General features: G+C 69.8%; 21 protein-coding genes. 13 read left to right on the top strand and 8 right to left on the bottom strand.

Annotated features, from left to right (window positions below; translation table 11 throughout):
- Window positions 1-21: 21 nt before the first annotated feature.
- The 3 genes from ACIPC1_RS09135 to ACIPC1_RS09125 all read right to left on the bottom strand — a co-directional run bounded on the left by ACIPC1_RS09135 (window position 22) and on the right by ACIPC1_RS09125 (window position 3,400).
- The gene (locus tag ACIPC1_RS09135) at window positions 22-654 is read right to left on the bottom strand and encodes a TetR/AcrR family transcriptional regulator (RefSeq protein WP_402514697.1); all 633 of its coding nucleotides are present in this window, start codon (window positions 652-654) and stop codon (window positions 22-24) included.
- The gene (locus tag ACIPC1_RS09130; RefSeq protein ID WP_402514695.1) at window positions 651-2,252 is read right to left on the bottom strand and encodes an MFS transporter; all 1,602 of its coding nucleotides are present in this window, start codon (window positions 2,250-2,252) and stop codon (window positions 651-653) included. Before ACIPC1_RS09130 ends, ACIPC1_RS09135 begins: the two co-directional genes overlap by 4 nt.
- A gap of 389 nt (window positions 2,253-2,641) precedes the next feature.
- Complete coding sequence (locus ACIPC1_RS09125; RefSeq protein ID WP_402514692.1) at window positions 2,642-3,400, bottom strand: hemolysin III family protein; 759 nt, start codon at window positions 3,398-3,400, stop codon at window positions 2,642-2,644.
- Between the two features lie 348 nt (window positions 3,401-3,748).
- Between ACIPC1_RS09125 and ACIPC1_RS09120 the strand changes: the two genes are divergently transcribed.
- From ACIPC1_RS09120 to ACIPC1_RS09090, 7 genes are all read left to right on the top strand, one after another.
- Window positions 3,749-5,581 (top strand): phosphoenolpyruvate carboxykinase (GTP), encoded by a 1,833-nt coding sequence (locus ACIPC1_RS09120; protein WP_384387601.1) that lies wholly within the window; start codon window positions 3,749-3,751, stop codon window positions 5,579-5,581.
- Window positions 5,582-5,852: 271 nt separating this feature from the next.
- Window positions 5,853-6,860, top strand: a complete 1,008-nt coding sequence (locus ACIPC1_RS09115; protein WP_402514690.1) for a serine/threonine-protein kinase — start codon at window positions 5,853-5,855, stop codon at window positions 6,858-6,860.
- 106 nt (window positions 6,861-6,966) lie between these two features.
- Complete coding sequence (locus tag ACIPC1_RS09110; RefSeq protein ID WP_402514687.1) at window positions 6,967-7,323, top strand: hypothetical protein; 357 nt, start codon at window positions 6,967-6,969, stop codon at window positions 7,321-7,323.
- A 129-nt stretch (window positions 7,324-7,452) separates the two neighbouring features.
- Window positions 7,453-8,388: a hypothetical protein gene (locus ACIPC1_RS09105; RefSeq protein WP_402514685.1), complete on the top strand. Its 936-nt coding sequence runs from the start codon at window positions 7,453-7,455 to the stop codon at window positions 8,386-8,388.
- 90 nt (window positions 8,389-8,478) lie between these two features.
- Window positions 8,479-9,240, top strand: a complete 762-nt coding sequence (locus ACIPC1_RS09100) for a hypothetical protein (RefSeq protein WP_402514682.1) — start codon at window positions 8,479-8,481, stop codon at window positions 9,238-9,240.
- A 27-nt stretch (window positions 9,241-9,267) separates the two neighbouring features.
- Window positions 9,268-10,065: a PP2C family serine/threonine-protein phosphatase gene (locus ACIPC1_RS09095; protein ID WP_402514679.1), complete on the top strand. Its 798-nt coding sequence runs from the start codon at window positions 9,268-9,270 to the stop codon at window positions 10,063-10,065.
- The gene (locus tag ACIPC1_RS09090; protein ID WP_402514676.1) at window positions 10,062-11,228 is read left to right on the top strand and encodes a hypothetical protein; all 1,167 of its coding nucleotides are present in this window, start codon (window positions 10,062-10,064) and stop codon (window positions 11,226-11,228) included. The genes ACIPC1_RS09095 and ACIPC1_RS09090 overlap by 4 nt, the downstream gene beginning before the upstream one ends.
- Before the next feature lie 265 nt (window positions 11,229-11,493).
- Here the strand turns inward: ACIPC1_RS09090 and ACIPC1_RS09085 are convergent, their stop codons facing one another.
- Both ACIPC1_RS09085 and ACIPC1_RS09080 read right to left on the bottom strand, forming a co-directional pair.
- Complete coding sequence (locus ACIPC1_RS09085) at window positions 11,494-11,913, bottom strand: hypothetical protein (protein WP_402514673.1); 420 nt, start codon at window positions 11,911-11,913, stop codon at window positions 11,494-11,496.
- A 126-nt stretch (window positions 11,914-12,039) separates the two neighbouring features.
- Entirely contained in the window at window positions 12,040-13,251 is a 1,212-nt protein-coding gene (locus ACIPC1_RS09080; RefSeq protein ID WP_402514671.1) for a pyridoxal phosphate-dependent aminotransferase, read from the bottom strand.
- 224 nt (window positions 13,252-13,475) lie between these two features.
- Here ACIPC1_RS09080 and ACIPC1_RS09075 point away from each other — a divergent pair, with 224 nt between their 5' ends.
- A complete protein-coding gene (locus ACIPC1_RS09075; RefSeq protein ID WP_402514668.1) occupies window positions 13,476-14,345 on the top strand; it encodes a serine protease in 870 nt (289 codons plus the stop codon).
- Window positions 14,346-14,364: 19 nt separating this feature from the next.
- Here the strand turns inward: ACIPC1_RS09075 and ACIPC1_RS09070 are convergent, their stop codons facing one another.
- Together ACIPC1_RS09070 and ACIPC1_RS09065 are read right to left on the bottom strand one after the other, a co-directional pair.
- The gene (locus tag ACIPC1_RS09070) at window positions 14,365-15,972 is read right to left on the bottom strand and encodes an amidohydrolase family protein (RefSeq protein ID WP_402514664.1); all 1,608 of its coding nucleotides are present in this window, start codon (window positions 15,970-15,972) and stop codon (window positions 14,365-14,367) included.
- A 111-nt stretch (window positions 15,973-16,083) separates the two neighbouring features.
- On the bottom strand, window positions 16,084-17,361 hold the full coding sequence (locus tag ACIPC1_RS09065; protein WP_402514662.1) for an amino acid deaminase: 1,278 nt from the start codon (window positions 17,359-17,361) through the stop codon (window positions 16,084-16,086).
- 128 nt (window positions 17,362-17,489) lie between these two features.
- On the opposite strand from ACIPC1_RS09065, the gene ACIPC1_RS09060 reads away from it, so the two are divergent.
- The 5 genes from ACIPC1_RS09060 (at window position 17,490) to ACIPC1_RS09040 (ending at window position 22,127) form a co-directional block, all read left to right on the top strand.
- Window positions 17,490-18,569, top strand: coding sequence for a sugar kinase (locus tag ACIPC1_RS09060; RefSeq protein WP_402514660.1), 1,080 nt, complete (start codon window positions 17,490-17,492; stop codon window positions 18,567-18,569).
- A complete protein-coding gene (locus ACIPC1_RS09055; RefSeq protein ID WP_402514658.1) occupies window positions 18,566-19,333 on the top strand; it encodes an IclR family transcriptional regulator in 768 nt (255 codons plus the stop codon). Before ACIPC1_RS09060 ends, ACIPC1_RS09055 begins: the two co-directional genes overlap by 4 nt.
- A gap of 7 nt (window positions 19,334-19,340) precedes the next feature.
- Window positions 19,341-19,760, top strand: a complete 420-nt coding sequence (locus ACIPC1_RS09050; protein ID WP_384387576.1) for a RidA family protein — start codon at window positions 19,341-19,343, stop codon at window positions 19,758-19,760.
- A gap of 123 nt (window positions 19,761-19,883) precedes the next feature.
- Window positions 19,884-21,368, top strand: a complete 1,485-nt coding sequence (locus ACIPC1_RS09045) for a GntP family permease (protein ID WP_402514655.1) — start codon at window positions 19,884-19,886, stop codon at window positions 21,366-21,368.
- An 81-nt stretch (window positions 21,369-21,449) separates the two neighbouring features.
- A complete protein-coding gene (locus ACIPC1_RS09040) occupies window positions 21,450-22,127 on the top strand; it encodes a hypothetical protein (protein WP_402514653.1) in 678 nt (225 codons plus the stop codon).
- An 81-nt stretch (window positions 22,128-22,208) separates the two neighbouring features.
- Here ACIPC1_RS09040 and ACIPC1_RS09035 read toward each other — a convergent pair whose 3' ends face one another.
- The gene (locus ACIPC1_RS09035) at window positions 22,209-23,576 is read right to left on the bottom strand and encodes a M14 family metallopeptidase (protein ID WP_402514651.1); all 1,368 of its coding nucleotides are present in this window, start codon (window positions 23,574-23,576) and stop codon (window positions 22,209-22,211) included.
- Window positions 23,577-23,910: the final 334 nt, after the last annotated feature.

Genomic DNA, 23,910 nt, shown 5'->3' with positions numbered 1-23,910 from the left:
CACAGAGCCCTGCCCCGGGCCTCAGGGCGTCAGCCCCTTCTCCATGACGTCCAGTGCCCGGTCGACGAGGTCGGCGAGGTCCCCCTCGTGACCGCTCTCGGCCCAGTACATGGAGGTCTCCATCAGGCCGCCGATCAGGGACATCGCCAAGACGCGTACTTCGAGGCCGTCGGGGTCCTTGCCGGTGCGCTCCGCGAGGACGCGGCACAGCAGGCGGCCGGTGACCGACATGCTCTCCATCATCCGGGAGCGCACGGCGGGCACCTGGACCATCAGGTGGGTCCGCAGCCGCGTCACCTCGGGGTCCTCGGTGTTCCCGGGGCCGATGGCCTTCCTGAGGATGTGGCGCAGGGAGTCCATCCACGGCTCGTCGGCGGGCCGCGCCCGCAGTTCCTGCTCCAGGATCGGGTCGAACTCGTCGGTGAGGACGATGTCCTCCTTGGCCGGGAAGTAGCGGAAGACCGTGGACGGGGACACCTCGGCCGCCTCCGCGATCTGCTCGACGGTCGTGGCGTCGTACCCCTGTTCCTTGATCAGTCGGTACGTCGCGTTGCGGATCGCGATCCGGGTCTTCTGCTTCTTCCGCTCGCGAAGTCCGAGCCGGGGCTCCGCGGGGGAGGCGGAGCTGTGTGCGGTGGCGGCCATGGGGCTCATTGTCCGGCATCGGCATCGGCGGCGGTATTGGCATTGGCGGCGGCCGGGGCCATGTCGGTGTCCTTCCCGGGCGCGGGGCGGTCGGTGGGCTCGGCCGGCTTGGCGTTCGGCAGCAGCGCCGCCGCCAGCAGCGCGGTGACGAGCGCCGCGATGCCGCTGACCAGCAGGACCAGGCTCATGCCGTGGACGTATGCGGCGTCGGCGGAGGCGGCGAGCGCGCGGTCGCCGAGCTGGGCGGCGACGAGATGGGCGCCGACCACCGAGTCGGAGGCGGAGTCCGCGGCGGCGCCCGGCAGGCCGGAGGTGTCGAGCCGGTGGCCGTATGCGCTCGCCAGCAGCGAGCCGAGCAGGGCGATTCCTGTCGCGCTGCCCACCTGGCGCACCGTCATGAGGAGCCCGGAGCCGCTGCCGGCGCGGTCACGGGGCAGGGCGCCGAGTGCGGCGGTCATCGCGGGGACCACGGCGAAGCCGAAGCCGAGCCCGGCGATGGACAGCCACAGGGCGGTGAACCCGTAGCCGTCGCCGACGGACGTACGACTGCCGAGGATCGCGGCGAAGGCGAGTGCGACCAGGCCCCCGCTGATCACCGCGCGCGCCCCGAACTTCGCCAGGAGCGGTGGTGCGCCACGTGAGGCGATCAGCAGTCCGCCCATCATCGGCAGCATCCGCACCCCGGTGCCGAACGCGTCGTACCCGAGCACCGCCTGGAGGTACTGGGGCAGCACGAACATCAGCCCGGACAGGACGAACAGGACGAGGGTCGCGGCGAGCGTGTTGAGGAGGAAGGCGCGCTGGGCGAGCAGGGAGAGGTCCAGCATCGGGCGGACGCTGCGGCGTTCGCGCAGGACGAGCAGCGTGATCAGGATCGCGGAGACCGCGAACAGGGCGAGGAGCAGCGGGTCGCCCCAGCCGCGCTGCGGGGCCTCGATGATCGCGTAGATCAGGATGCTCAGGCCGGCCGCGGTGTACGCGGTGGACACGGCGTCGACCTTCGGAGAGGCCGGGTCACTGGTCTCGGGGAGGAGGAAGACGCAGGCGGCGATGCCGAGCGCGGCCATGGGCACGTTGACCAGGAAGACAGAGCCCCACCAGAAGTGGTCCAGGAGCCAGCCGCCGACGATCGGTCCGAGCGGCAGACCGAGCGCGGAGGCGGCGGACACCGCGCCGACGGCCTTGGCGCGCTCGTCGGCCCCGAACAGGGACGGCAGTACGGCCATCGCGAGCGGCATCACGAGTGCGCCGCCGACGCCCATGACGGCGCGGGCGGCGATGACGAGCGTGACGTCGTCGACGAGGGCGCCGAAGAGCGAGCCGGCCAGGAAGATCCCGAGTCCGGTGATGAGCATCCGGCGCCGCCCGAAGCGGTCGCCGAGCAGGCCGGCGGGGAGCATCAGCGCGGCGAAGACGACGACGTACGCGTCGGCCGTCCACTGCTGCTCGCCCGTGGAAGCGCCCAGGTCACGGGCCATTGTCGGCAGCGCAACATTGAGGATCGTCATGTCGAAACCGAGCACGAGCATGCTCGCGACCAGGGCCCCGAGGGCCCACCAGCGGCGGGGGTCGTGCTGTACGGCGTTGCCCTGAGTGGTAGTGGCCATGAAGTGATAGTAGCTGTCAAAAGATGGTAGCTGTCAATCAAAAGGGAGCGGGTGCTGTCGCGGCAGGTGCATTGTCAGTGCGGCATGTCACTCTGAGATAGGGCTGATTTACGTTCTGTGAGGCTGAGGGGGGAGGAGGGGCTCGTGAGGGGCAGTTTTAGTGCGCAGGCGTTTGTGGCGGCGTTGTTGTGCGTGGCCGGATTCCTGGTCGGCGGCGCGGCTGTCGTGCTGGGGATCGTCGTGGTGGGCGTCGCCGCCCTGACATGCCAAGTGGCCGCGGCTTCGAAGCCACGGCCACTGAGGGGGAGTCGGTCCGGAAGGTCGAGGGGGTTCAGAGGGAAGGCGCGAAGTGCTTCCCGGGAAGGGGGTGGCGGGAGACGGGCGGGCGATCAGCCGTGCTGATAGGCCACCAGTGAGATCCCGACATAGTGCACGACGAACGCCCCGACGGTGAGGGAGTGGAAGACCTCGTGGAAGCCGAACCAGCTGGGTGACGGGTTGGGTCGCTTGATCCCGTAGATCACGCCGCCCGCGCTGTAGAGCAGCCCGCCGACGACCACCAGGACGAGCACGGCGATTCCGCCTGCCCGCATGAAGTCGGGGAGGAAGAAGACGGCCGCCCAGCCCATCGCGATGTAGCAGGGGGTGTAGAGCCAGCGCGGGGCGCCGACCCAGAACACCCGGAAGATGATGCCCGCCGCCGCCGCGGCCCAGATGCTCCACAGGAGCCACTGTCCCTTGGCCTCGGGCAGCAGCAGCATCGTCAGCGGTGTGTACGTGCCCGCGATGATCAGGAAGATGTTCGCGTGGTCGAGTCTGCGCAGTACGCCGTCCATGCGCGGGCTCCAGTTGCCCCGGTGGTAGAGCGCGCTCACCCCGAACAGGAGGCAGGCCGTCAGGGCGAAGATTGCGCAGGCGATGCGGGCGCGGGTCGAACTCGCGAGCGCCGTGAGCACCAGCCCCGAGACCAGGACGGCCGGAAACATGCCGAGGTGCAGCCAGCCGCGGAGCTTGGGCTTGATCTCGTCCGGCAGATGCGGGTGCGGCAGGGACAGGTGCGACGGGGACGAGTGCGACGCGGAGTGCGCAACGGAGCTGTGGCCGGTGGCCGGTGAGTCCGTGGGCGCGTCGGGGACGGACGCAGTCATGGGCCGGATTCTACCTACGGAACCGTAAGTTACCTATCAGTGTGGCCAGATGACCGGTCAATAGTGGCCATGGTCTCACGGCCTCCCGGGGTGCCGTACGTCGCGGTACGTCGCGATATCGGCGGTGAACCCAAAGCGACGCGGAGAAAACCCGGAGAAGACCCGGAGATGAGTGGCGATGGTCACTCCGCTCAGCTGTGAGGCCCTCTGGACATATGCGCGGTCTAGTCGGATGATCAAATGAGTGCGGTCGGCACCGGATGAGCGCCAGGGCATGAGCATCGTGAAGCATCCGGGTCGCAGCCCCCACGGGGCACAACAAACAAAACCCCTCATTTAGGAGCAATCGTGGCGCGCGACATCGCGGCTCCCACCGTCGTACCCACCAACCACAAAGCACTGATCTCGTGGGTGAACGAGATCACCGAACTGACCCAGCCGGACAGCGTGGTCTGGTGTGACGGATCCGAAGCCGAGTACGAGCGACTGAGCGAGGAACTCGTCCGCAAGGGCACCTTCAGGAAGCTCGACCCGATCAAGCGCCCCAACTCCTACTACGCCGTCTCCGACCCGACCGACGTCGCGCGGGTCGAGGACCGGACGTTCATCTGCTCCGAGAAGGCAGACGACGCCGGTCCGACGAACCACTGGAAGGCCCCTGCCGAGATGCGGGAGATCTTCCAGGGGACGGACGGCAGGGGCGGTGTCTTCCGCGGCTCGATGCGCGGCCGGACGATGTACGTCGTCCCCTTCTGTATGGGCCCGCTCGGCTCGGACCTCTCCGCGATCGGCGTGGAGATCACCGACTCGGCCTACGTCGCCGTGTCCATGCGCACCATGACCCGCATGGGACAGCCGGTCCTGGACGAACTCGGCACCGACGGCTTCTTCGTGCGTGCTGTGCACACGCTCGGAGCGCCGCTGGAGTCGGGCGAGGCGGACGTGCCGTGGCCGTGCAACTCCACGAAGTACATCTCGCACTTCCCGGAATCCCGCGAGATCTGGTCGTACGGCTCGGGCTACGGCGGCAACGCGCTGCTCGGCAAGAAGTGCTACGCGCTGCGCATCGCCTCCGTGATGGCGCGCGACGAGGGCTGGCTGGCTGAGCACATGCTCATCCTCAAGCTGACCCCGCCGCAGGGAGAGTCGAAGTATGTCGCCGCCGCCTTCCCGAGCGCCTGCGGCAAGACGAACCTCGCCATGCTGGAGCCGACGGTCGGCGGCTGGACCGTCGAGACGATCGGCGACGACATCGCGTGGATGCGGTTCGGCGAGGACGGCCAGCTGTACGCCATCAACCCCGAGGCCGGCTTCTTCGGCGTCGCGCCCGGCACCGGTGAGCACACCAACGCCAACGCGATGAAGACGCTGTGGGGCAACTCCGTCTTCACCAACGTGGCGCTGACCGACGACAACGACATCTGGTGGGAGGGCATGACGGAGGAGACTCCGGCCCACCTGACGGACTGGAAGGGCAACGACTGGACGCCGGAGTCCGGCACGCCCGCCGCCCACCCGAACGCCCGCTTCACCGTGCCCGCCGCACAGTGCCCGATCATCGCGCCCGAGTGGGAGGACCCCAAGGGCGTGCCGATCTCGGCGATCCTGTTCGGCGGCCGTCGTGCCACGGCGGTCCCGCTGGTGACGGAGTCCTTCGACTGGAACCACGGCGTCTTCCTCGGCGCCAACGTGGCCAGCGAGAAGACCGCCGCCGCCGAGGGCAAGGTCGGCGAGCTGCGCCGCGACCCGTTCGCCATGCTGCCGTTCTGCGGCTACAACATGGGCGACTACATGGGCCACTGGATCGACGTCGCCAAGGACAAGGACCAGGCGAAACTGCCGAAGATCTACTACGTGAACTGGTTCCGCAAGAACGACGCGGGCAAGTTCGTGTGGCCGGGCTTCGGCGAGAACAGCCGGGTCCTGAAGTGGATCGTCGACCGGCTGGACGGCCGGGCCGAGGGCGTCGAGACCCCGATCGGCATCCTGCCGGCCAAGGGTGCCCTCGACACCAACGGTCTCGAACTGTCCGAGTCCGAGCTCGACTTCCTGCTCACCGTCGACAAGGACGTGTGGCGCGAGGAGGCCGCGCTCGTGCCGGAGCACCTCAACACCTTCGGCGAGCACACCCCCAAGGAACTGTGGGACGAGTACCACGCGCTGGTGCAGCGCCTGGGCTAGGTCTCGCAGGAAAGCTCCGCGGCCGGTCTGGCTTGCCCTGACCTGCGACGTCGTCAAGGCCGGCCGCGGTGACAGCAACACGAGAGGGGCGGGGGGCCCCCCCCCCCCCCGGGGGGGGGGGCCCCCCCCCCGGGGGGGGGGGCCCCCCCGCCCCTCTCGTGTTCTCCGGTATCGGCCCCGCCGTTATTTTTCGCATCGACTCCGCCCCGACCGGGATTTCGCGGGACACTCGGGACAATCCTGCAACGAACCCTGGAGTGAGGTGAGCGGGGTGCGCACGCCCGTCAGTGATCCCCTGAAGATAGGGCCCTACCGCATCGTCGGACGGCTGGGCTCCGGCGGGATGGGGTGGGTGTATCTCGGCCGTTCGCCGGCCGGGCGCGAGGTGGCGGTGAAGGTGGTGCGGGCCGAACTGGCGGCGGAGCAGGAGTTCCGGGAGCGGTTCGCGCGCGAGGTCGCGGCCGCGCGGGTGGTCAGCGGCGCGTACACCGCGGCCGTGGTCGACGCCGACACCCGGGCCGAACTGCCCTGGCTGGCCACGATGTACGTGCCGGGTCCCTCGCTCGCCGAGGCGGTCCGCACCGACGGACCACTGCCCGAGTCGCAGGTACGGCAACTGGGCGCGGGCCTGGTCGAGGCGCTCCAGGCCATCCACGCCGCCCGCGTCGTGCACCGGGACCTGAAACCGGCGAACGTGCTCCTCGCCTCCGACGGTCCGCGCGTCATCGACTTCGGGATCTCCCGGGTCGACGGCGTACCCGGGCTCACCCAGACCGGCATCGTGGTCGGCACACCGCCGTTCATGTCGCCCGAGCAGATCCAGGGGGCGCCGGTGGGGCCGCCGACCGATGTCTTCTCCCTCGGCGGGGTGCTGGTGTACGCCCTGACGGGCCGGCCGCCGTTCGGGAGCGGGGAGGCCGTGCGCTTCCGGGTCGTACAGAGCGAGCCCGAACTCGACGCCGTACCCCCGGGAACACGCGAGCTGATCGCGCGCTGTCTGGCCAAGCGGCCCGAGGACCGGCCCCAACTGGACGAGTTGCTCGCCGCGTTGCTGGAGGAGACCCCCAAGCCGGCGTCCTGGCCGCCGCCCACCGTGGCCCACAGCATCAAGGTGCGCACCAGTGATCTGGCCGACCGCCGCAAGGCCGCGGCGGCGGGCCGAGGTGCCGGTACGAGCGTGTCGGTGCCCTCCTGTCTGCTGCTGCACGCCCAGGCGTTGCTGGACGCCGGGCTGACCGATGCGATGGTCGCCGAGGCGGTGGGCCGTGGCGACGCCTGACTCCTCGCCCACGCGCTTCCCCGGCCGGGGACCCGAGGCACTCGAAATCGGCGTGCACTGGCGGGGGTTGGTGCAGACATGGGTGGCCGGACGGAATTACCACACCATGACCGACACCGTTTCCGTTTCCATGCAGTTCGATCTCCAGGAAACGGGCCGGATGGTCACCGTGAGATTCATGACCACCAAGCGGCTTCTTGTCGCCTTCGCGACCGATGGTCATTATCTGCTCCAGGATCAACTGGCCGTAGCCGCGGCCGCGTCGAACGCGTGGAATACCGAACAACTGAATCCGATGCTCTCCGTGTGGGACGTACGGGGGCCGCGGCCCTGTCTTGCCGGGGTCTGTGATCTGCCGCTGACCTGCCGGATGACGCAAACGGATTTCGATGCTTTGGCCAGTGATTGGGTGGAACGGGCGAGGCAGATGTTCACCCGTTGCCATCAGGTGTTCAAGTTGTAGAAGTGAAACCCGTGGTGTGCCCAAACCTCTTCCGGGTGCGCGCCGGTTGGCCTCACTATGGGCGAGTGCCTTTTAGGCCACGGGGGGTTGCCCATGAGGCGTTCACTATTGTGCGCGGTGTTTTTCGGAATGGTTGTCGCTCTGCTTCCGACGGGGGTGGTGGCGGCCGACGCATGCGACAAGGACTTCGGGGCCCGGCTCAAGTGCTGGTCCGATGCCATCGGTTCGGGAGACGCCGTCCTGATCACCCTGGACGACGAGCTGTCGTACGACGGCAAGGCGACCGCACTCAGGGACGCCGAGAAATCCTTGTGGAACAACAGCAACCGCAAGAACCTCACGGTTGAGGTGCCCAAGGGCGGCAGTACCGGAGAGGGCGGAACCGTACTCCTCCTGTTGGCGGGCACCGGCTGGATCGCGCAGGACACGACGATCGACAAGCTGCCGGGTGCCGCCCTGAAGGACCCTGAGAACCGGCCCGTCTGCGGTGGCTCCGCCCCGGACCTCAAGGCGGTCTGCGACAAGCTGGCCATTGGCCCGCTCAGCGGCCGGCAGTTTCTCGATGCGGCACCGGACACCTACGGCCGCCAGCAGTCGTACTCCGTCGCCTCCGACGAGTCGGGCAGCAATCGCCTCCTCATCCTCGCAAGCGCCCTCCTCGTCATCCTGCTCGCCGCCCTTGTGGTCGTCATCCGCCGCTCCTCCCGCGCGGCGCCCGGCCGCGCCCTCGCCGCAGCGGGCGGCGGCACGATTCCCACCGCGCAGACCCGCGTGGCCGACGAGCAGACCACGCATCTGAGGACCACGCCGAGCCCCCGCTACGGACGCCGGGTCGGCAATGTTCCCGGCCCCGCGAAGTCCGCCGTCGTCCGCACCGAACTGCACCCGCAGGGCTACGTCGAGCTCGACCGCGTGCTGTACCGCGCGGTGTGGGCGGAGCCCGGCCGCCCGCCGCCCGCACCCGGCGGACTCGTCGACGTCACGGACGCGCGCGAGCGCGACTCCGACGTCCTGTACGCCTTTCCGCCCACCACGGGACGGCACGCCAAAGGCGCCCGGTCCTGAGACCCGTATGACCGTCAGTCCCGCATGACCCTCAGTCCCGCATGACCCTCAGACCCGCATAACCCTCAGACCAGGAGAAGAGACACAGAGATGCACAGCGAACACCCGCCCACCATGCCGGCGGAGTACGCCGACATCGAGTTCGAGAACAACGCGCAGAGAATGCCGCTGGTGCTCTGCCTCGACACCTCCAGCTCCATGGCGGGCCCGCCCATCCAGACGCTCAACAACGCCCTGATGGAGTGGACCCGGGAACTGCACGACGACGTCAGTCTCAGTTACAGCGTCGAGGTCGCCGTCGTCACCTTCGGCGGCCAGGGTGTCGCCGCCTGGCGAGGGCCCCAACTCCTCGACTCCCGCGCTCCGGTGAGCCCCTTCGTGCCCGCCCACATGTTCCGGCCGCCGCAGCTCACCGCCGCCGGGGTGACCCTGATGACGGAGGCGCTGGAGCTGTCGATGCACATCGTCGCGGCCCGCAAGGCGGAGCTGCGCGCCTCCGGACTTCAGTACTACCGCCCGCAGATCTGTCTGGTCACCGACGGTCTGCCCACCGACGGCACCGGCCATCTCACCGACTCCTGGCACCGGTTGATCCCCGTGCTGGCCGACGAGCAGAGCGCCCGCCGCTTCCGGCTGTACGCGATAGGCGTCGGCGGCATCACGGACAGGGGCGAGCAGGTGCTCCAGGCGTTCGCGCCGAAGTTCAACGCACGGCTTCAGGGATTCCCGTTCCGCGAGCTGCTCCAGATGATGTCGGCGAGTGCGAACGCCGAGCAGAAGGGCGCGGGCGACGAGGTCTTCGAGAAGATCTTCAGCCAGTTCAAGACCCAGCGCCCGGCCTGGGAATCCTGACCGATGACCGGATGGGGGCCCTGACTCGTGGCCGGAGCGGAAAAGCGGGAATCGTCGTGGCGCATCCACGGCATGAGCGTCGAGGGTTACCGCCACCGCCGCCAGGGCCTGCCCTGCCAGGACGCCTGCGCGTACAAGGCGTCGGAGTACACGGCGGTCCTCGCCGTCGCGGACGGTGCGGGTAGCCGCCCCCGCTCCGAGGAGGGGTCGAGGCTCGCGGTCGAGCTGGCTGTCGAGCACTTCGCGCGGCGGGCCGACGTGGTGGCCGACCGGCAGCCCGGGGAGGACGTGCACGAACTGCTCCAAGACGCCTTCCACGAGGTCAGCAAGATGTTCCTGGACACCACCGGCGCCGACGCCGCCGACTTCGCCACCACCCTCACCGTCGTGGTGCTCGCCCCGGGCTGGCTGGGCCATCTCACCGTCGGCGACGGCTTCGTCGTACTGCGAGCCGGTACGGAGGACGGGGAACGGCAGTTCCATCTGCTGCCGCAGGCGCGGGCGGCCAGCGAGTACAGCAACGAGACGGTCTTCCTCACCTCGCCGGACGCCGCCCGCTGGGTGCACACCGACTGTGTGTCCGACGAGGGGATCGACGGGGTGCTGCTGTCCACCGACGGGCTCGTGCAGGCCGCGCTCACCCGGGGCGGCAACGGGGCGCATGCGCCGAACGCTTCCTTCGCCGACGCCGTGTTCAGGTCCCTCGACACGGTGAGCGACGACTCCCACGAGGGACTCGCCACCCTGCTCAGGTCGGACCGTCTCACCGCCCTGAACGCCGACGACAAGACCCTGCTGCGGGCCGTGCGCACGGTGCGGCCATGAGCGGCCGCACGGTGTTCCTGGACGGAAAGCCCGTCGTCCTGGCGGAACTGCCGCTGAAGGGCGGCGGGCAGGCGGCCGTCTTCCCGGTCGTCGGCGACGACGGCATCGTCGTCAAGGTCTACCGCGAGCCCCCGGGTCCCGAACAGGAGCGCCGGCTGGCCCGGATGCTGACCATGTCACCGCTGGCCGCCCGCCCCACCAACGCCTCCCAGCCGGCCGAACTGGCCTGGCCCACCGCGCTCGCCCGCGGCCCCAAGGGCGAGTTCCTCGGCTACGCCATGCGCCGCTTCGGCGAACCCCAACACGTCCAGCTGATCGGCCTGTTCACCCGCGCCCAGCGCCTCAAGCTCTTCCCCGACCGGGCCGACTGGCGCTTCCTGCTCGGCGTCTCCTGGAACCTCGCCTTCATGACCGCCCGCATGCACTACGACAACCTCGTCATCGGCGACTTCTCCAGCAGCAACGTCGTCGTGGACGGCCACGGCTTCATCACCTTCCTGGACTGCGACTCCATCGCCTTCACCGACCCGGTGACCGGGGAACTCTTCCCCTGCCTGATGCACACCACCGACTACTCGTCCCCCGAGCGCCAGGCCGGCGGCCCCGCCACCCGCGCCACCGACGACTTCGCGCTCGCCGTCCTCGTCTACCAGCTGCTCACGGCCGGCAACCACCCCTTCGGCGGTGTCCCGCACGACAGCGCCTCCGAGTCGACCGTCAAGGACAACATCGCCGCGAGCTGCTCCTACGTCGTGCGCCCCGAGCGCGTCGTCATCCCGCGCGGCACCGTCGACCCCTCCGTGCTGCCGCCGGAACTCCTCACCCTGGCCCGCGCCGCCTTCGGCCCCGGCGTGCAGGCCCCCGCCGCGCGCCCCACCGCGGAGGCGTGGCTGCGCGCCCTGGACAGGGAACGCGCGCTCGTACGGGTCTGCCAGAACCGCCCGCTGCACGCGTACGGGTCCCATCTGCCGACCTGCCCGTGGTGCACACGGGCGGCGGTCACGGGCCATGACGTGTTCAACGGGCCGCCGCCTGTTCCGGTGCCCGTCGCGCCGCCGCAGGAGAAGCAGCCGTGGCCCGCCGGCCTGAAGGTCGGTCTGCTGATCCTGGCGGTGCTGATCCTGCTGATCATCGTGGTGCTGAGGGACAGGGCCGGCGGATAGCTCGTCCTGGGGGCGTAAGGGGCGCAGGGGGCAGGGGGCTGAGCGCCGTCGCGGCGCTCAGCCACGAGGGCGCTTTTCGGCGGTGCCGACACGATGGCGCTTTTCGGCGGTGCACGAGCAGGCGCGGCCCAACGAAAACACCGGGGTCACCCCGAGGCCCGCAGCAAGGGCGACCCCGGCTCAAGCGAACGCAGTGCTGTGGCACCCGGCCCGCACATCGCTGCGGTATACGCGGACCGGGGCCGAACGAGGGGAGCCCGGAGGCTCAGTGGGCCGCGAGGGACTGCGGGGCGGTGGCGGACGCGTGGGCGTCCATCCGCTCGGCGGAAAGGATCGCGGCGGCGGTGTCGGCGCGGGACGCCGCGACGACGAGGGCGCGGCCCGCGAGGGCGTGCGCACGCTGGTGCAGGGAGATGAGCTGCGGCTCGCGGAGGGCGTCGGCCACCGACGACCGCACCGGCGCCGCCCCGTCCCGCAGCCGGGCCACCTGCGCGGCGAGCCGCTCGGCCGCCGTGTCCAGCTCGCCGGAGGGCGCGGCCGCACGGATCTCGTCGGTCACCGCGAGCAGCGCCGCGAGATGGCCGGCCAACTGGATGTCCAGCTCCTCCTCGCGCGACCTATGGGGAAAGTCGGAGGTGGTGCCGGCCATCCTGTGGACCGACTTGGTGCGGATCGGTTCGTACATGGGACAGCCTCCTGTGCGCTGACAGGATCCCATCCTAGCTTGGATTTCGTCTAAAGTTGAGCCGGATCGTCCGACCGGTCGGAGCCTGCACGCAGCGCCACCGTCAGCGCACGCACGGTGTGAGCGTCACGGTTGCCCGTAGCCGTCCAGGAAGTTCCCGATCCTCGTCACCGCGTCCGTCAGGTCCCCGACGGTCGGCAGGGTGACCACGCGGAAGTGGTCCGGTTCGGGCCAGTTGAAGCCGGTCCCCTGGACGACCATGATCTTCTCGCGGCGCAGCAGGTCGAGGACCAGCTGCCGGTCGTCCTTGACCTTGAAGACCTGCGGGTCCAGGCGCGGGAAGAGATACAGCGCCCCCTTCGGCTTCACGCAGGTCACGCCGGGGATCTGGGTCAGCAGCTCGTAGGCCACATCGCGCTGTTCCCTGAGCCGCCCGCCGGGCAGCACCAGGTCGTTGATGGTCTGCCGCCCGCTCAGTGCGGCGACCACACCGTGCTGACCCGGCATGTTCGCGCACAGTCGCATGTTCGCGAGGATCGTCAGGCCCTCGATGTAGGAGTCGGCGTGCGCGCGCGGCCCCGAGATCGACATCCAGCCGACCCGGTACCCGGCCACGCGGTACGCCTTCGACATCCCGTTGAAGGTGAGTGTCAGCAGATCCGGGGCGATCTTCGCGGTCGCCGTGTGCGTGGCACCGTCGTACAGGATCTTGTCGTAGATCTCGTCGGAGCAGACCAGCAGGTTGTGGCGGCGGGCGATGTCGGTCAGCCCGCGCAGCATCGCGTCGTCGTACACCGCGCCCGTCGGGTTGTTCGGGTTGATGATCACGATGGCCTTGGTGCGGTCGGTGACCTTCCGCTCCACGTCCGCGAGGTCGGGCATCCAGTCCGACTGCTCGTCGCAGCGGTAGTGCACCGCCGTACCGCCGGACAGGGACACGGCCGCCGTCCACAGTGGGTAGTCGGGCGCCGGTACGAGCACCTCGTCGCCGTCGTCGAGCAGCCCCTGCATCGCCATCACGATCAGCTCGGACACGCCGTTGCCGATGAAGACGTGCTCGACGTCCGTCTCGATACCCAGGGTCTGGTTGTGCATCACGACCGCCCGGCGCGCCGCGAGCAGTCCCTTGGCGTCGCCGTAACCGTGCGCCGAGGAGACGTTCCGCAGGATGTCCTCAAGGATCTCGGGCGGGCACTCGAACCCGAAGGCCGCCGGATTCCCCGTGTTCAGCTTGAGGATCCGATGCCCGGCCGCTTCCAGCCGCATCGCCTCCTCGAGTACCGGTCCCCGGATCTCGTAACAGACATTGGCGAGCTTGGTCGACTGGATCACCTGCATGTCCGTGAGCTTACGGCCGGGTAACGCTCGGCGGCGGGTGTTTTCCACCACGTGAGACGGGATGTTTTGTTCCCTTTTCTCCCCTGCCGTGGCGAGAGTCGGCCGGCTGGTCAGGCCGGAAACCGCTCCTTGTCGCCCCTGGCCGATCCCTTCACAATGCGCATGACAAAACAGAAGGTGACCGGAAAACCTCCGGTCACTCACGTCGCAAGAGGGGACCCCACATGAGAAAGCCTCTCGTCGCCGCGCTCTTCGCCCTGGTGATCGCCGGGGCGGGCGCGGCACCCGCGGTCGCGGCACCGGCACCCGAGCCGAAGTCCGTGTCCGCGGAACCGCAAAGCGCCGCCGCTCCCGCGATCCAGGCCGTCGACTTCGCCGGCACCGTCGCGCTCAGCAACTGTTCCGGCTCGGTCGTCCGCATGCCCGCCTCCGAGGCCGACGACCCGGCCCTCGTGCTGTCCAACGGCCACTGCCTGGAGACCGGCATGCCGACGGCCGGCCAGGTCATCGTCGACCGCGCCTCCACCCGCACCTTCAGCCTGCTCAACTCCGCGGGTACGAAGGTCGCGACCCTGCGCGCCAGCAAGATCGCGTACGGCACGATGACCGACACCGACATCTCGATCTACCAGCTCACCAGCACGTACGCGCAGATCCAGAGCACGTACGGCATCAGCGCGCTGACGCTGGACGACGCGCACCCGACGGCCGGTACGGCCATCAAGGTCGTCTCCGGGTACTGGAAGCGGATCTACACCTGCAACGCCGACGGGTTCGTCTACCGCCTGAAGGAGGGGTCCTGGACCTGGAAGGACTCGCTCCGCTACACCTCCGCCTGTAACACCATCGGCGGTACGTCGGGTTCGCCCGTCATCGACAACACCACCGGCAAGGTCGTCGCCGTCAACAACACCGGCAACGAGGACGGCGCGAGCTGCACCGTCAACAACCCCTGTGAGGTCGACGCGAACGGCACCGTCACCGTCCGCCAGGGCATCAACTACGCCCAGGAGACCTACCAGATCGTCCCGTGCTTCGGGCTCGACAACAAGCTCGACCTGAGCCGCGCCGGGTGCACCCTGCCCCAGCCGTAGCGGCGGAGAGAGCGGGCGGTCACACGGGAGTCCCGCGGACCGCCCGCCCCGCCAGTACGTCCGTCCTGCGCCCGTCCTCGATCACGAAGCGGCCGTCGATGAGGACGTGCGGGATGCCGGTGGGCAGGGTGCGGGGGGAGTCGAAGGTGGAGCCCGCCGCCACCGTGGCCGGGTCGAAGAGCACCAGGTCGGCGCGGTGGCCCTCGCGGACGAGCCCGCGGTCCGCCAGCCGCAGCCGCGCCGCCGGGCGGCCGGTGAGGTGGGCGACGCACTCCTCCAGGGAGAGGACGCCCAACTCCCTTACGTACTGGCCCAGATAGTGCGGGAAGGTGCCGTACGCGCGCGGATGCGGCTTGTCGCCCCGCAGGATGCCGTCCGAGCCGCCGGTGTGCACCGGGTGCCGCATGATCGCGCGGACGTTCTCCTCGTGCCCGACGTGCTGGAGGATCGTCGAGCCGAGGCTGTCGGCGAGCAGCAGGCGGCGGGCGGTGACCCAGGGAGCCTCGCCGTGCCGGTCCGCGGACGCCTGCACGGTCCGGCCCACGTACGGCGCGAGCGCGGGGTCGGTCACTCCCGAGATCTCGATCGTGTCCCACTCGATGGGGACGCCGTGGCAGCCGTCGGCGCCCACGACCTCCATGTGGTGTCGGATACGTTCCGCCGTCCCGTCGTCCTTCAGACGGGCGAGGATCGCCTCCGGGCCGCCCTCGCTCGCCCAACTCGGCAGCATCGCCACCAGGGTGGTGCAGCCGGGGGTGTACGGATATGTGTCGAGGGTGATGTCGGCGCCCTCCGCCAGCGCCTTGTCCAGGAGGGCCAGCAGGTCCGGGGCCTTGCCCTCGTTCACGCCGAAGTTCATGGTGGCGTGGGCGAGATGGAGCGGGCAGCCGGCCTCGCGGGTGAGGGCGACCATCTCCTCGTACGCCGCCAGGGCGCCCGCGCCGTAGGAGCGGTGGTGTGGGCAGTAGTAGCCGCCGTGCCCGGCCACCACCCGGCAGAGTTCGGTGAGTTCGGCGTCCTTGGCGTACATGCCGGGCGTGTACGTCAGTCCGGAGGACATGCCGACGGCGCCCTCGCGCATTCCGGTGGCCACCAACTCCCGCATACGGTCCAGCTCTTCGGGAGTCGCCGCCCGGTCCTCCCAGCCGACGGCGAGCATCCGCAGGGTGCCCTGCGGGATGAGATAGGCGGCGTTCACCGCGATGCCCGCACCGCCGAAGCCGTGGTCGAGCCGGTCCAGGTACTCGCCCACGGAGCGCCAGGTGAAGTCGATGTCGTCGCCGTTGCCGTTCCAGCCGGTGATCGTCCGGCGGACCTCGGCGAGCGTGCGGTCGTCGACCGGGGCGTACGACAGGCCGTCCTGGCCGATGACTTCGAGGGTGACCCCCTGCGCGGCCTTCGCGCTGTGGTCCGGGTCGCGGAGCAGTGCGAGGTCGCTGTGCGCGTGCATGTCGATGAAACCGGGGGCCAGTGCCAGGCCTTGGGCCTCCAGTGTCCGGCGCCCGCCGAGGGGTGGGCCCGCGCGGCGGATCTCGGTGACCCGGCCGGCTGTGATGCCCACGTCGGCGTGGTACGAGGCCTGGCCGGTGCCGTCGATGACATGTACGTCTCTGATCGCCAGGTCCACTTGTTGCCGCCTTTCCGGGCTTCGCCCGCGCTGCTTGTTACCCGCGCTCCGCGCGGTGTTGCCCACCCACGGCCACCCGACTCGGCCGTCTCCCCGGCTCCGCCGGAAAACTCAGAAAAACGTGCGGATGTAGTCGACGACCGTCCCGTCCCCCTCCACCAGCGGGATCAGCTGCCACTTGTCGAACGACGTGCACGGATGCGACAGCCCCATCCCCACCCAGTCGCCGACCTGGACGTCCGCCTCCGGGGTCGTACGGAGCCAGCCGTGCTGGTCGGAGAGGCCGGTGACCGTGACGCCGGTGGCCGGACGGTCGGTGCCGTCGCGGCGGATCACCTGGGCCTCCGGCAGATCGAGGTCGTACGCAGCGTCCCGCTTGCCCGCGTTGACGAAGGCCTGGTCGGGGGAGGGGCGGGAGACGACCTGCGCCCACAGCCGGAAAGCGGGGTGCAGGGCGCCCTCCTCGGGGACGCGGGTGAAGGGGGTGAGCTTGCGGTAGTGGCCGTCGTCGTGCGAGACGTACGCGCCGGAGCGGAGCAACTTCAGTACGGGCAGGGAGAGTTCGGGGATCTTCGCGAACACGTCGGCCACCGCGTCGAACCAGGCGCTGCCGCCCGCGCTGACGACGATCTCCGCAAGGCCCGTGAACCGGCCCGCCTTGTCGAAGTCCGCCGCCAGGGCCGTGAGCCGGCGCAGCCACGCGTGCACCCGGTCGGGGTCGGCCCCCGGCACCTCGCCCTCGTAGCCCGCCACACCCACCAGCCGCAGCGTCGCCGCCCCGGCCACCGCGTCCGCGACCGCCGCGCACTCCGCCTCCGTACGGACGCCGGTACGGGCGCCCTCACCGGCGGCGAGCTCGACGACCACGTCCACGGGGCGGGGGGCTCCGAAGAGCGCGGCGTCCATCAGCTCCACGCCGCGCACGGAGTCGACGTAACAGATGAAGCGGAAGTCCGGGTCCGCCGCGAGTTCGGACGCGATCCAGCGCAGGGCGGAGGCGTCGACGAGTTCGTTCGCGAGGAAGACCCGGTCGATGCCGAACTCTCGTGCCACCCGCACCTGGTGGGGGACCGCGAGGGTGATGCCCCACGCGCCGTGCTCGATCTGCTGCCAGAACAGCTGCGGGGCCATCGAGGTCTTGCCGTGCGGGGCGAAGGCGAGGCCGTGGCGGGTCGCGTACGTCTCCATCAGCGCGAGGTTGTGGTTCAGACGCTCGGCGGAGAGGGCGAGGACGGGGGTGGTGAAGCCGTCCGTGAAGAGGTTGCGGCGCTGGGCGGCGAGTTCGCCGACGGTCAGGCCCGCGGCGTCCGGGGGGAGGCCCTTGAAGCGGAGGTCGACGCGGTCCGCCGTGAGAGCGGTGAGCTGTGCGGCGGCGGTGTCGGCGCCCATGGGGCCTCCCTGGTGTTCTGCCGAGCGTGTTCCCGGACGAGGTGCTGTGTTGCATTCTCTGCAACGCTCATTGCGTATGACGCTTACTGCTGTCTAACATCCCAGCCAATGCAGGGTCAACGGTGCCGATGCCGTTGCCCGGGAGAGCAAGGGGCCCCACCATCGTGACCGCCTTCGACGTCGTGGCACTCGGCGAGTCCATGGTCACGTTCCTGCCCTCCCGGCCCGGGCGCCTCGCCGACGTCCCCTCCTTCACCCGGGGGATCGGCGGCGCGGAGTCGAACGTCGCCTGCGTGCTCGCCGCCGCGGGGCACTCCGTGCAGTGGGTCAGCAGGGTCGGCACCGACGGGTTCGGCGATCACCTGGTGGAGGCGATCGCCTCGTACGGCGTGGACACCTCCGCCGTACGACGGGATCCCGCGCGTCCGACCGGCATCTACTTCCGTACGGCGGGCGACCGGGCGACCGACGCGCACGAGGTGGCGTACTACCGGGCCGGGTCGGCCGCCTCCGCGATGGCGGTGGACAACGTGGACCTGGACGCCGTCCGCGCGGGACGCGTGCTGCACCTGTCCGGGATCACCGCCGCGCTCTCCGACGACTGCCTCGGCCTGATGCGCGCGCTCACCGCGCGCCGGCCCGGCCGGCCGCTGGTCTCCTTCGACGTCAACCACCGCCCCGGGCTGTGGCACGACACAGCCGGACCGCGCGTCCTGCTCGACCTCGCGCGCGGCGCCGACATCGTGTTCGTCGGCGAGGACGAGGCGCGGGACGCCTGGGGGCTGCGCGGCGCACTGGCGATCCGTGACGCGCTGCCGGAGCCGGACGTCCTGGTCGTCAAGTACGGCAAGGGCGGAGCCGTCATGTTCGACAGGGACGTCGAGGGGACCGAGGACGCGGACGGCACCGCCACGCTCGTCGGCGCCCTGCGCGTGGACGTCGTCGCGGCCGTCGGCGCCGGTGACGCCTTCGCCGCCGGTTTCCTCTCCGCGACCCTGCGCGGACTCCCCGCCAAGGACCGGCTCCGGCACGGCCACCTCATGGCCGCCGCCGCCCTCACCGTGCCGGGGGACCTGGCCACGCCGCCCTCCCGGGACCACGCCGACCGGCTGGTCGCTCTGGACGACCGGGCGTGGGAGACACTTCGACTCGGCCCCGGCTGGACCCAGGCCGTCACGCGGGCCGACGAGGAGGTACGTACCCCATGAGCCAGACCGTCGACCGAGCGCTGAGCATCCTGCCGCTGCTCGCCGAGGGACCCGCCGACCTCGGGAAGGTCGCCGAGCGGCTCGGCGTGCACAAGTCCACCGCGCTCCGCCTGCTGCGCACGCTCCACGAGCACGGGCTCGTCTACCGCCAGTCCGACCAGCGCTACCGCCTCGGCGCCCGCCTCTTCGCCCTCGCCCAGCAGGCGGTGGAGAACCTGGACATCCGGGAGATCGCCCACCCCCACCTCGTACGGCTGAACGAGCAGTGCGGGCACACCGTCCACCTCGCCGTCCACGAGGAGAACGAGGTCCTCTACATCGACAAGGTGGAGAGCCGGTACCCGGTCCGGATGTACTCGCGGATCGGCAAGCCCGTCGCCATCACCGTCGCGGCCGTCGCGAAGCTGCTCCTGGCCGACCTGCCCGAGGCCGAGCGGCGCGCGATCGCCGACAAGCTCGACTACCCGATGTACACGGCCCGTTCGATCCCGGGCGCCGCCGCCTTCCTCAAGGAACTGGCGGCGGTGCGCGAACAGGGCTGGGCCACCGACCTCGGCGGCCACGAGGAGTCCATCAACTGTGTGGCCGCGCCCATCCGCGGCGCAGACGGACGGGTCGTCGCCGCGATGTCCGTCTCCGCCCCGAACGTCGTCGTCACCGCCGACGAACTCCTCACCCTGCTCCCGCTGGTACGTCGTACGACGGACGCCATCAGCCGCGAGTACTCCGGCAAGTCGCCCACGAAGGAAGCCCCGAAGGAATGAGCACGGCATGACTGAGAAGACCGAGAAGATCGCCCTCACCCCGAAGACCCACACCACCCCGCCCGCCAAGTTCTCGCACGGCGTGAAGAAGGGGAACATCCTCCAGGTCGCCGGACAGGTCGGCTTCCTCCCGGCCGTCGAGGGCCAGTCGCCCACGCCCGCGGGACCCGGCCTGCGCGAGCAGACCCTCCAGACCCTCGCCAACGTCAAGGCGATCCTCGAAGAGGGCGGCGCGAGCTGGGACGACGCGGTGATGATCCGCGTCTACCTCACCGACGTCGACCACTTCGCCGAACTGAACGGCATCTACAACACGTACTTCGAGGAGCAGGGACTCACCGCGCCCCCCGCCGCCCGCACGACGGTCTACGTCGGTCTGCCGGCCGGACTCCTCATCGAGATCGACGCGCTGGCCGTACTCGGCTGACGCCTCTCTCCACACAACTCCCGCACCCCGTACGCCATCACGGTGCGGCGCCCGTCATCCCGTGGCGCCGTGCCGCGATCCTCCACGCCCTGAAAGCACCATGCACTTAAGAAGAGGTCCCCCTTGCTCTCGTACCCGCTCGCAGCAACGCCCCCCGCCCCCGAGACCCCACCTCACACCGGCGGCCTGCTCCTCCTCATCGACGGCACCGCCGGGCTGCTCACGGTCGCCGCCCTCGGCATCGCTCTCCTGCTCGTCCTGATCATCAAGCTCAGGCTCCAGCCCTTCGTGGCGCTGCTCGCCGTCTCCATAGCCGTCGGCCTGGCGGCCGGCCTTTCGGTGACGGAACTCTTCGGCACGGTCCAGCGGTCCACGGCCGTCTCGGTCATCGAATCCGGCATGGGCGGCATCCTCGGCCATGTCGCGATCATCATCGGCCTGGGCACCATGCTCGGCGCGATCCTCGAAGTCAGCGGCGGCGCCGAGGTGTTGGCCTCCCGGCTGCTGAACCTCTTCGGTGAGAAGCGGGCCCCACTGGCCATGGGCCTGACCGGTCTGATCTTCGGCATCCCGGTCTTCTTCGACGTCGGCATCTTCGTCCTCGCACCGATCGTGTACGCCGCCGCCAAGCGCTCCGGCAAATCGATCCTGCTGTACTGCCTGCCGCTGCTCGCCGGCCTGTCCGTGACGCATGCGTTCCTGCCGCCGCACCCGGGTCCGGTGGCCGCCGCCGGACTCCTGCACGTGGATCTCGGCTGGGTCATCCTCATGGGCGTGATCTGCGGACTTCCCGCCGTGGCCGCCGCCTGGGTCTACGCCGCCTGGATCGGCAAGCGGATCTTCGTCGCCGTACCGCAGGACATGGTCGAGGCCGCCGCGGAGGCGAAGCTGGCCGTGCGGGAGGAGCAGCGGGCGTCGGGTGTCGAGCCGCGCGAGAGCCCGGTACCGTTCGGCACCGTCCTCGGCATCATCGGTACGCCGCTGGTGCTGATCCTGGCGGCGACGTTCTCCTCGATCGCCCTCGACCCCTCGACCCTCCGTTCCGTGATCGAGTTCTTCGGCAGCCCGTTCGTCGCCCTCACCATCGCTCTGCTGCTCGCGTACTACCTGCTCGGCATCCGGCGCGGCTGGTCCCGCAAGTCTCTTGAGACGGTGTCGACCTCGTCGCTCAAGCCGGTCGGCAACATCCTGCTGGTGGTCGGTGCGGGCGGGATCTTCGGCGCCGTGCTGAAGGCCAGCGGGGTCGCCCAGGCACTCTCGGACACCTTCAACGACGTCGGTCTGCCGGTGCTCGTCCTCGCCTACCTGATCTCGCTGGTCCTGCGCGTCGCCCAGGGCTCGGCGACCGTCGCCATCGTCACGACGGCCGGTATCGTCGCGCCGCTGCTCGCCGAGGGCGACCACTCCCAGGCCTTCGTCGCCCTCGTCATCATGGCGATCTCGGCGGGCTCGATCTTCGCCTCGCACGTCAACGACGGCGGCTTCTGGATGGTGGCGAAGTACTTCGGCATCAGCGAGCGGGACACCCTGAAGTCCTGGACGGTTCTGGAGTCGGTGCTGTCGGTCGCCGGGTTCGCGGTGGCGGCGGTGCTGAGCCTTTTCGTATAACGGCCGGTTTGTCATAACGGCCGTGCAGCTATGTAGGGGCTGGCTGTTCCTGACACAGGATCGTCGACCATACTGCCCGCTGTGGAGCAGCGCATAGGTTCGAAGAGCCAGCCCCTGGATGCCGCCGCGGTCGACCCGGCGTACATCCCCGGGCTCACGGCACCCGTGCCCGCGGAACCGGACGCGAAAGCGGACGCCGAAGACGCGGAGGTCGAGGACTCGGAGGTAGAGGACTCGGAGGTAGAGGACGCCGACGTCGAGGCGACCGAGACGGCCGAGGACGCCGAGGCTGAGGAGGTCGCCTCCGAGGAGGCGGTTTCCGAGGAAGCCGCCGACGGCGAGGACGGCGACGAGGACGGCGAGGACGAGACCGAGGCTTCCGACGAAGCCGACGAAGCCGAGGCGGACGCCGACGGTCCCGCCTTCGAGGCTTCCGACCGGCGCGCCTCGATCAGGGCCGATCACAGCGGCGTACAGCTGCGCCTGGACGACCAGCAGGCGGAGTTCCGCTGGGAGGAGATCGGCGCGGTCGAGACGGAGTCGCCCCGCTTCGGGAAGCGGTTCACCATCACGGTGCACACGCCGGACCGCCGCTGGTACCCGATCGAGATCGAGGCGTCGGCCCGGGCACGCTTCAAGGAGTGGGAGGACCAGCTCGACGCCGTCCTCGACGCCTACTTCGAGGAAGACGTCGAGGCGGATGTCGAGGAAGACGTCGAGGCGGATGTCGAGGCGGACGACAAGGACAGCACCTCGTAAAGGGGCGCGGGGAACTGCGCGACCGGCTACGTACGGCCCGCAGTTCCCCGCTCACCTGTCTTCAGCTCACCGGCGGAGAGTTCACGCGCAGTACTGCGTCGCTTTGCCGATCGAGCGGTACATGCAGTCGGCGTTCTCCAGGAGTTGGAGCACCGCGTCCCGGTTGCGGGACGTCTCCCGGGTGATGACCTCGTCGGGCGGGTAGAAGCCGCCGCCGGAGCTGGATGTCGGGTACATCTCGAAGGTGTACGAGAAGATCTTCTGGTTGCCCCACAGCCAGTCGTCGATCGAGCCGTCGGTGATGTAGAGGTCACTGGCCTGCTCGGCCGTGTAGCCGTTGCTGGCGGCCATCTTCCCGCCGACCGTGGCGAAGGCGTCGCGGTCGTCCTGGGTCATCCCCGTCGCGGTGTTGGCGGTCGTGTAGCCGTAGGGCCACAGCACCAGTTCGCTGTACGTGTGGAAGTCGATGCCCGCCTTGATCTGCTGGGCGCCGCCGACGACCCGGCTGCGCACGAAGTTGGCGACCACCTTGACCTCGGGGGCGGACTCGGCCGACGTACCGCGGTAGGTCTCCGAAGAGGTCGTCCCGGAGGAGCCGCCGCAGCAGCCGAACTGGTAGGCCCAGTTGCGGTTCAGGTCCGTACCGACGTACGACGAACCGGTGTTGGGCTGGCGGTTCTTGCGCCACGAGCGGTACGCGCCGGTCGCGATGTCGTACTCGCCGCCGTCCGGGTTGAGGTCCGGGATGATCCAGATCTCACGGGAGTTGACCAGGCTTGAGACACGGGAGTCCGTGGCGTACTTGGAGGTCAGCTCCTTCAGCAGATAGAGCGCCATCTCGACGGTGAGGTGCTCGCGGGCGTGCTGGTGGTGGGTGAACAGCACCTCGGGCTCGGCCTCGTCCGTGGCGACGTTGTCGCTGATCTTGAGAGCGACGATGTTCCGGCCCTGGTACGTGGTGCCGATGACCCGCTGGCTCACGAGGCTCGGGTAGGCGGCGACGACGGAGTTGATGTCGGTCGTCATCTCCGCGTAGTTGTGATAGGTCGAGTCGGCGGTGGGGAAGTCGAGGATCCCCACGTCGGCCGCGCTCGAACGGTCCGGCGCCGAGCCGAGCAGCGAGACCTCGTAGCCCTGCGAGCGCAGCTTCTTGATCTGGTCCGCGCGGCCCGAGACGACGACGGTCTCCGAGTCGGCCTCGTCCACGGTCACGCCGGCCTGCTGGATCGCCGTCCGGGACTTGGAGTCCGAGTGCATGTGCACCTCGTACTGGCGGACGGGGTCCGGCTCGGCCGCGGGGGCCTTCGCCCCGTCGGCGGTGGCGTCGGTGGCCGTCGTCATGAGGGGGGCCGCGAGCGCGAGCGCCACCAGGGTGGCGAAGGCGGCGGTACGGCGACGGCGTCTGCTTCCGGTGCTTTCGGCGCCGCTGCCGCGAATGCGAAGTCGCATGAAATCTCCTTGTTTCTCCGGGCGTTCCGGGATCTCCGGAACGAGGGGAGTGGAGCGGTGGGGGGTGGATCAGTGCGACGTGCTGGTGCGGGTGTGGCGCTCATCGTGGAGGTCTGGCATGGTCAGGTCAAGTATTCCCCAAGGGTTGGTGGCGGGAATCGGCCGAAATTCAGCCGGACAGCTGTACCGGAGAGCTACGAGGCCAGCGCGCCGGCGAAGGCCAGGTCCCGTTTGCGGGTGAGGGAGACACCTACCTCCGTGATGCCGGCCTCGGCGGCCCGCGCGGCGACCGCATCGTCGAGACGGACGACGGTCGGACGGCCGCCGCACCGTC

This window comes from Streptomyces sp. NPDC087263 (assembly GCF_044744645.1).
Classification (GTDB): domain Bacteria; phylum Actinomycetota; class Actinomycetes; order Streptomycetales; family Streptomycetaceae; genus Streptomyces.
Note: the sequence above shows the minus strand (reverse complement) of the source record. Positions and strands in the feature narration are given on the sequence as shown.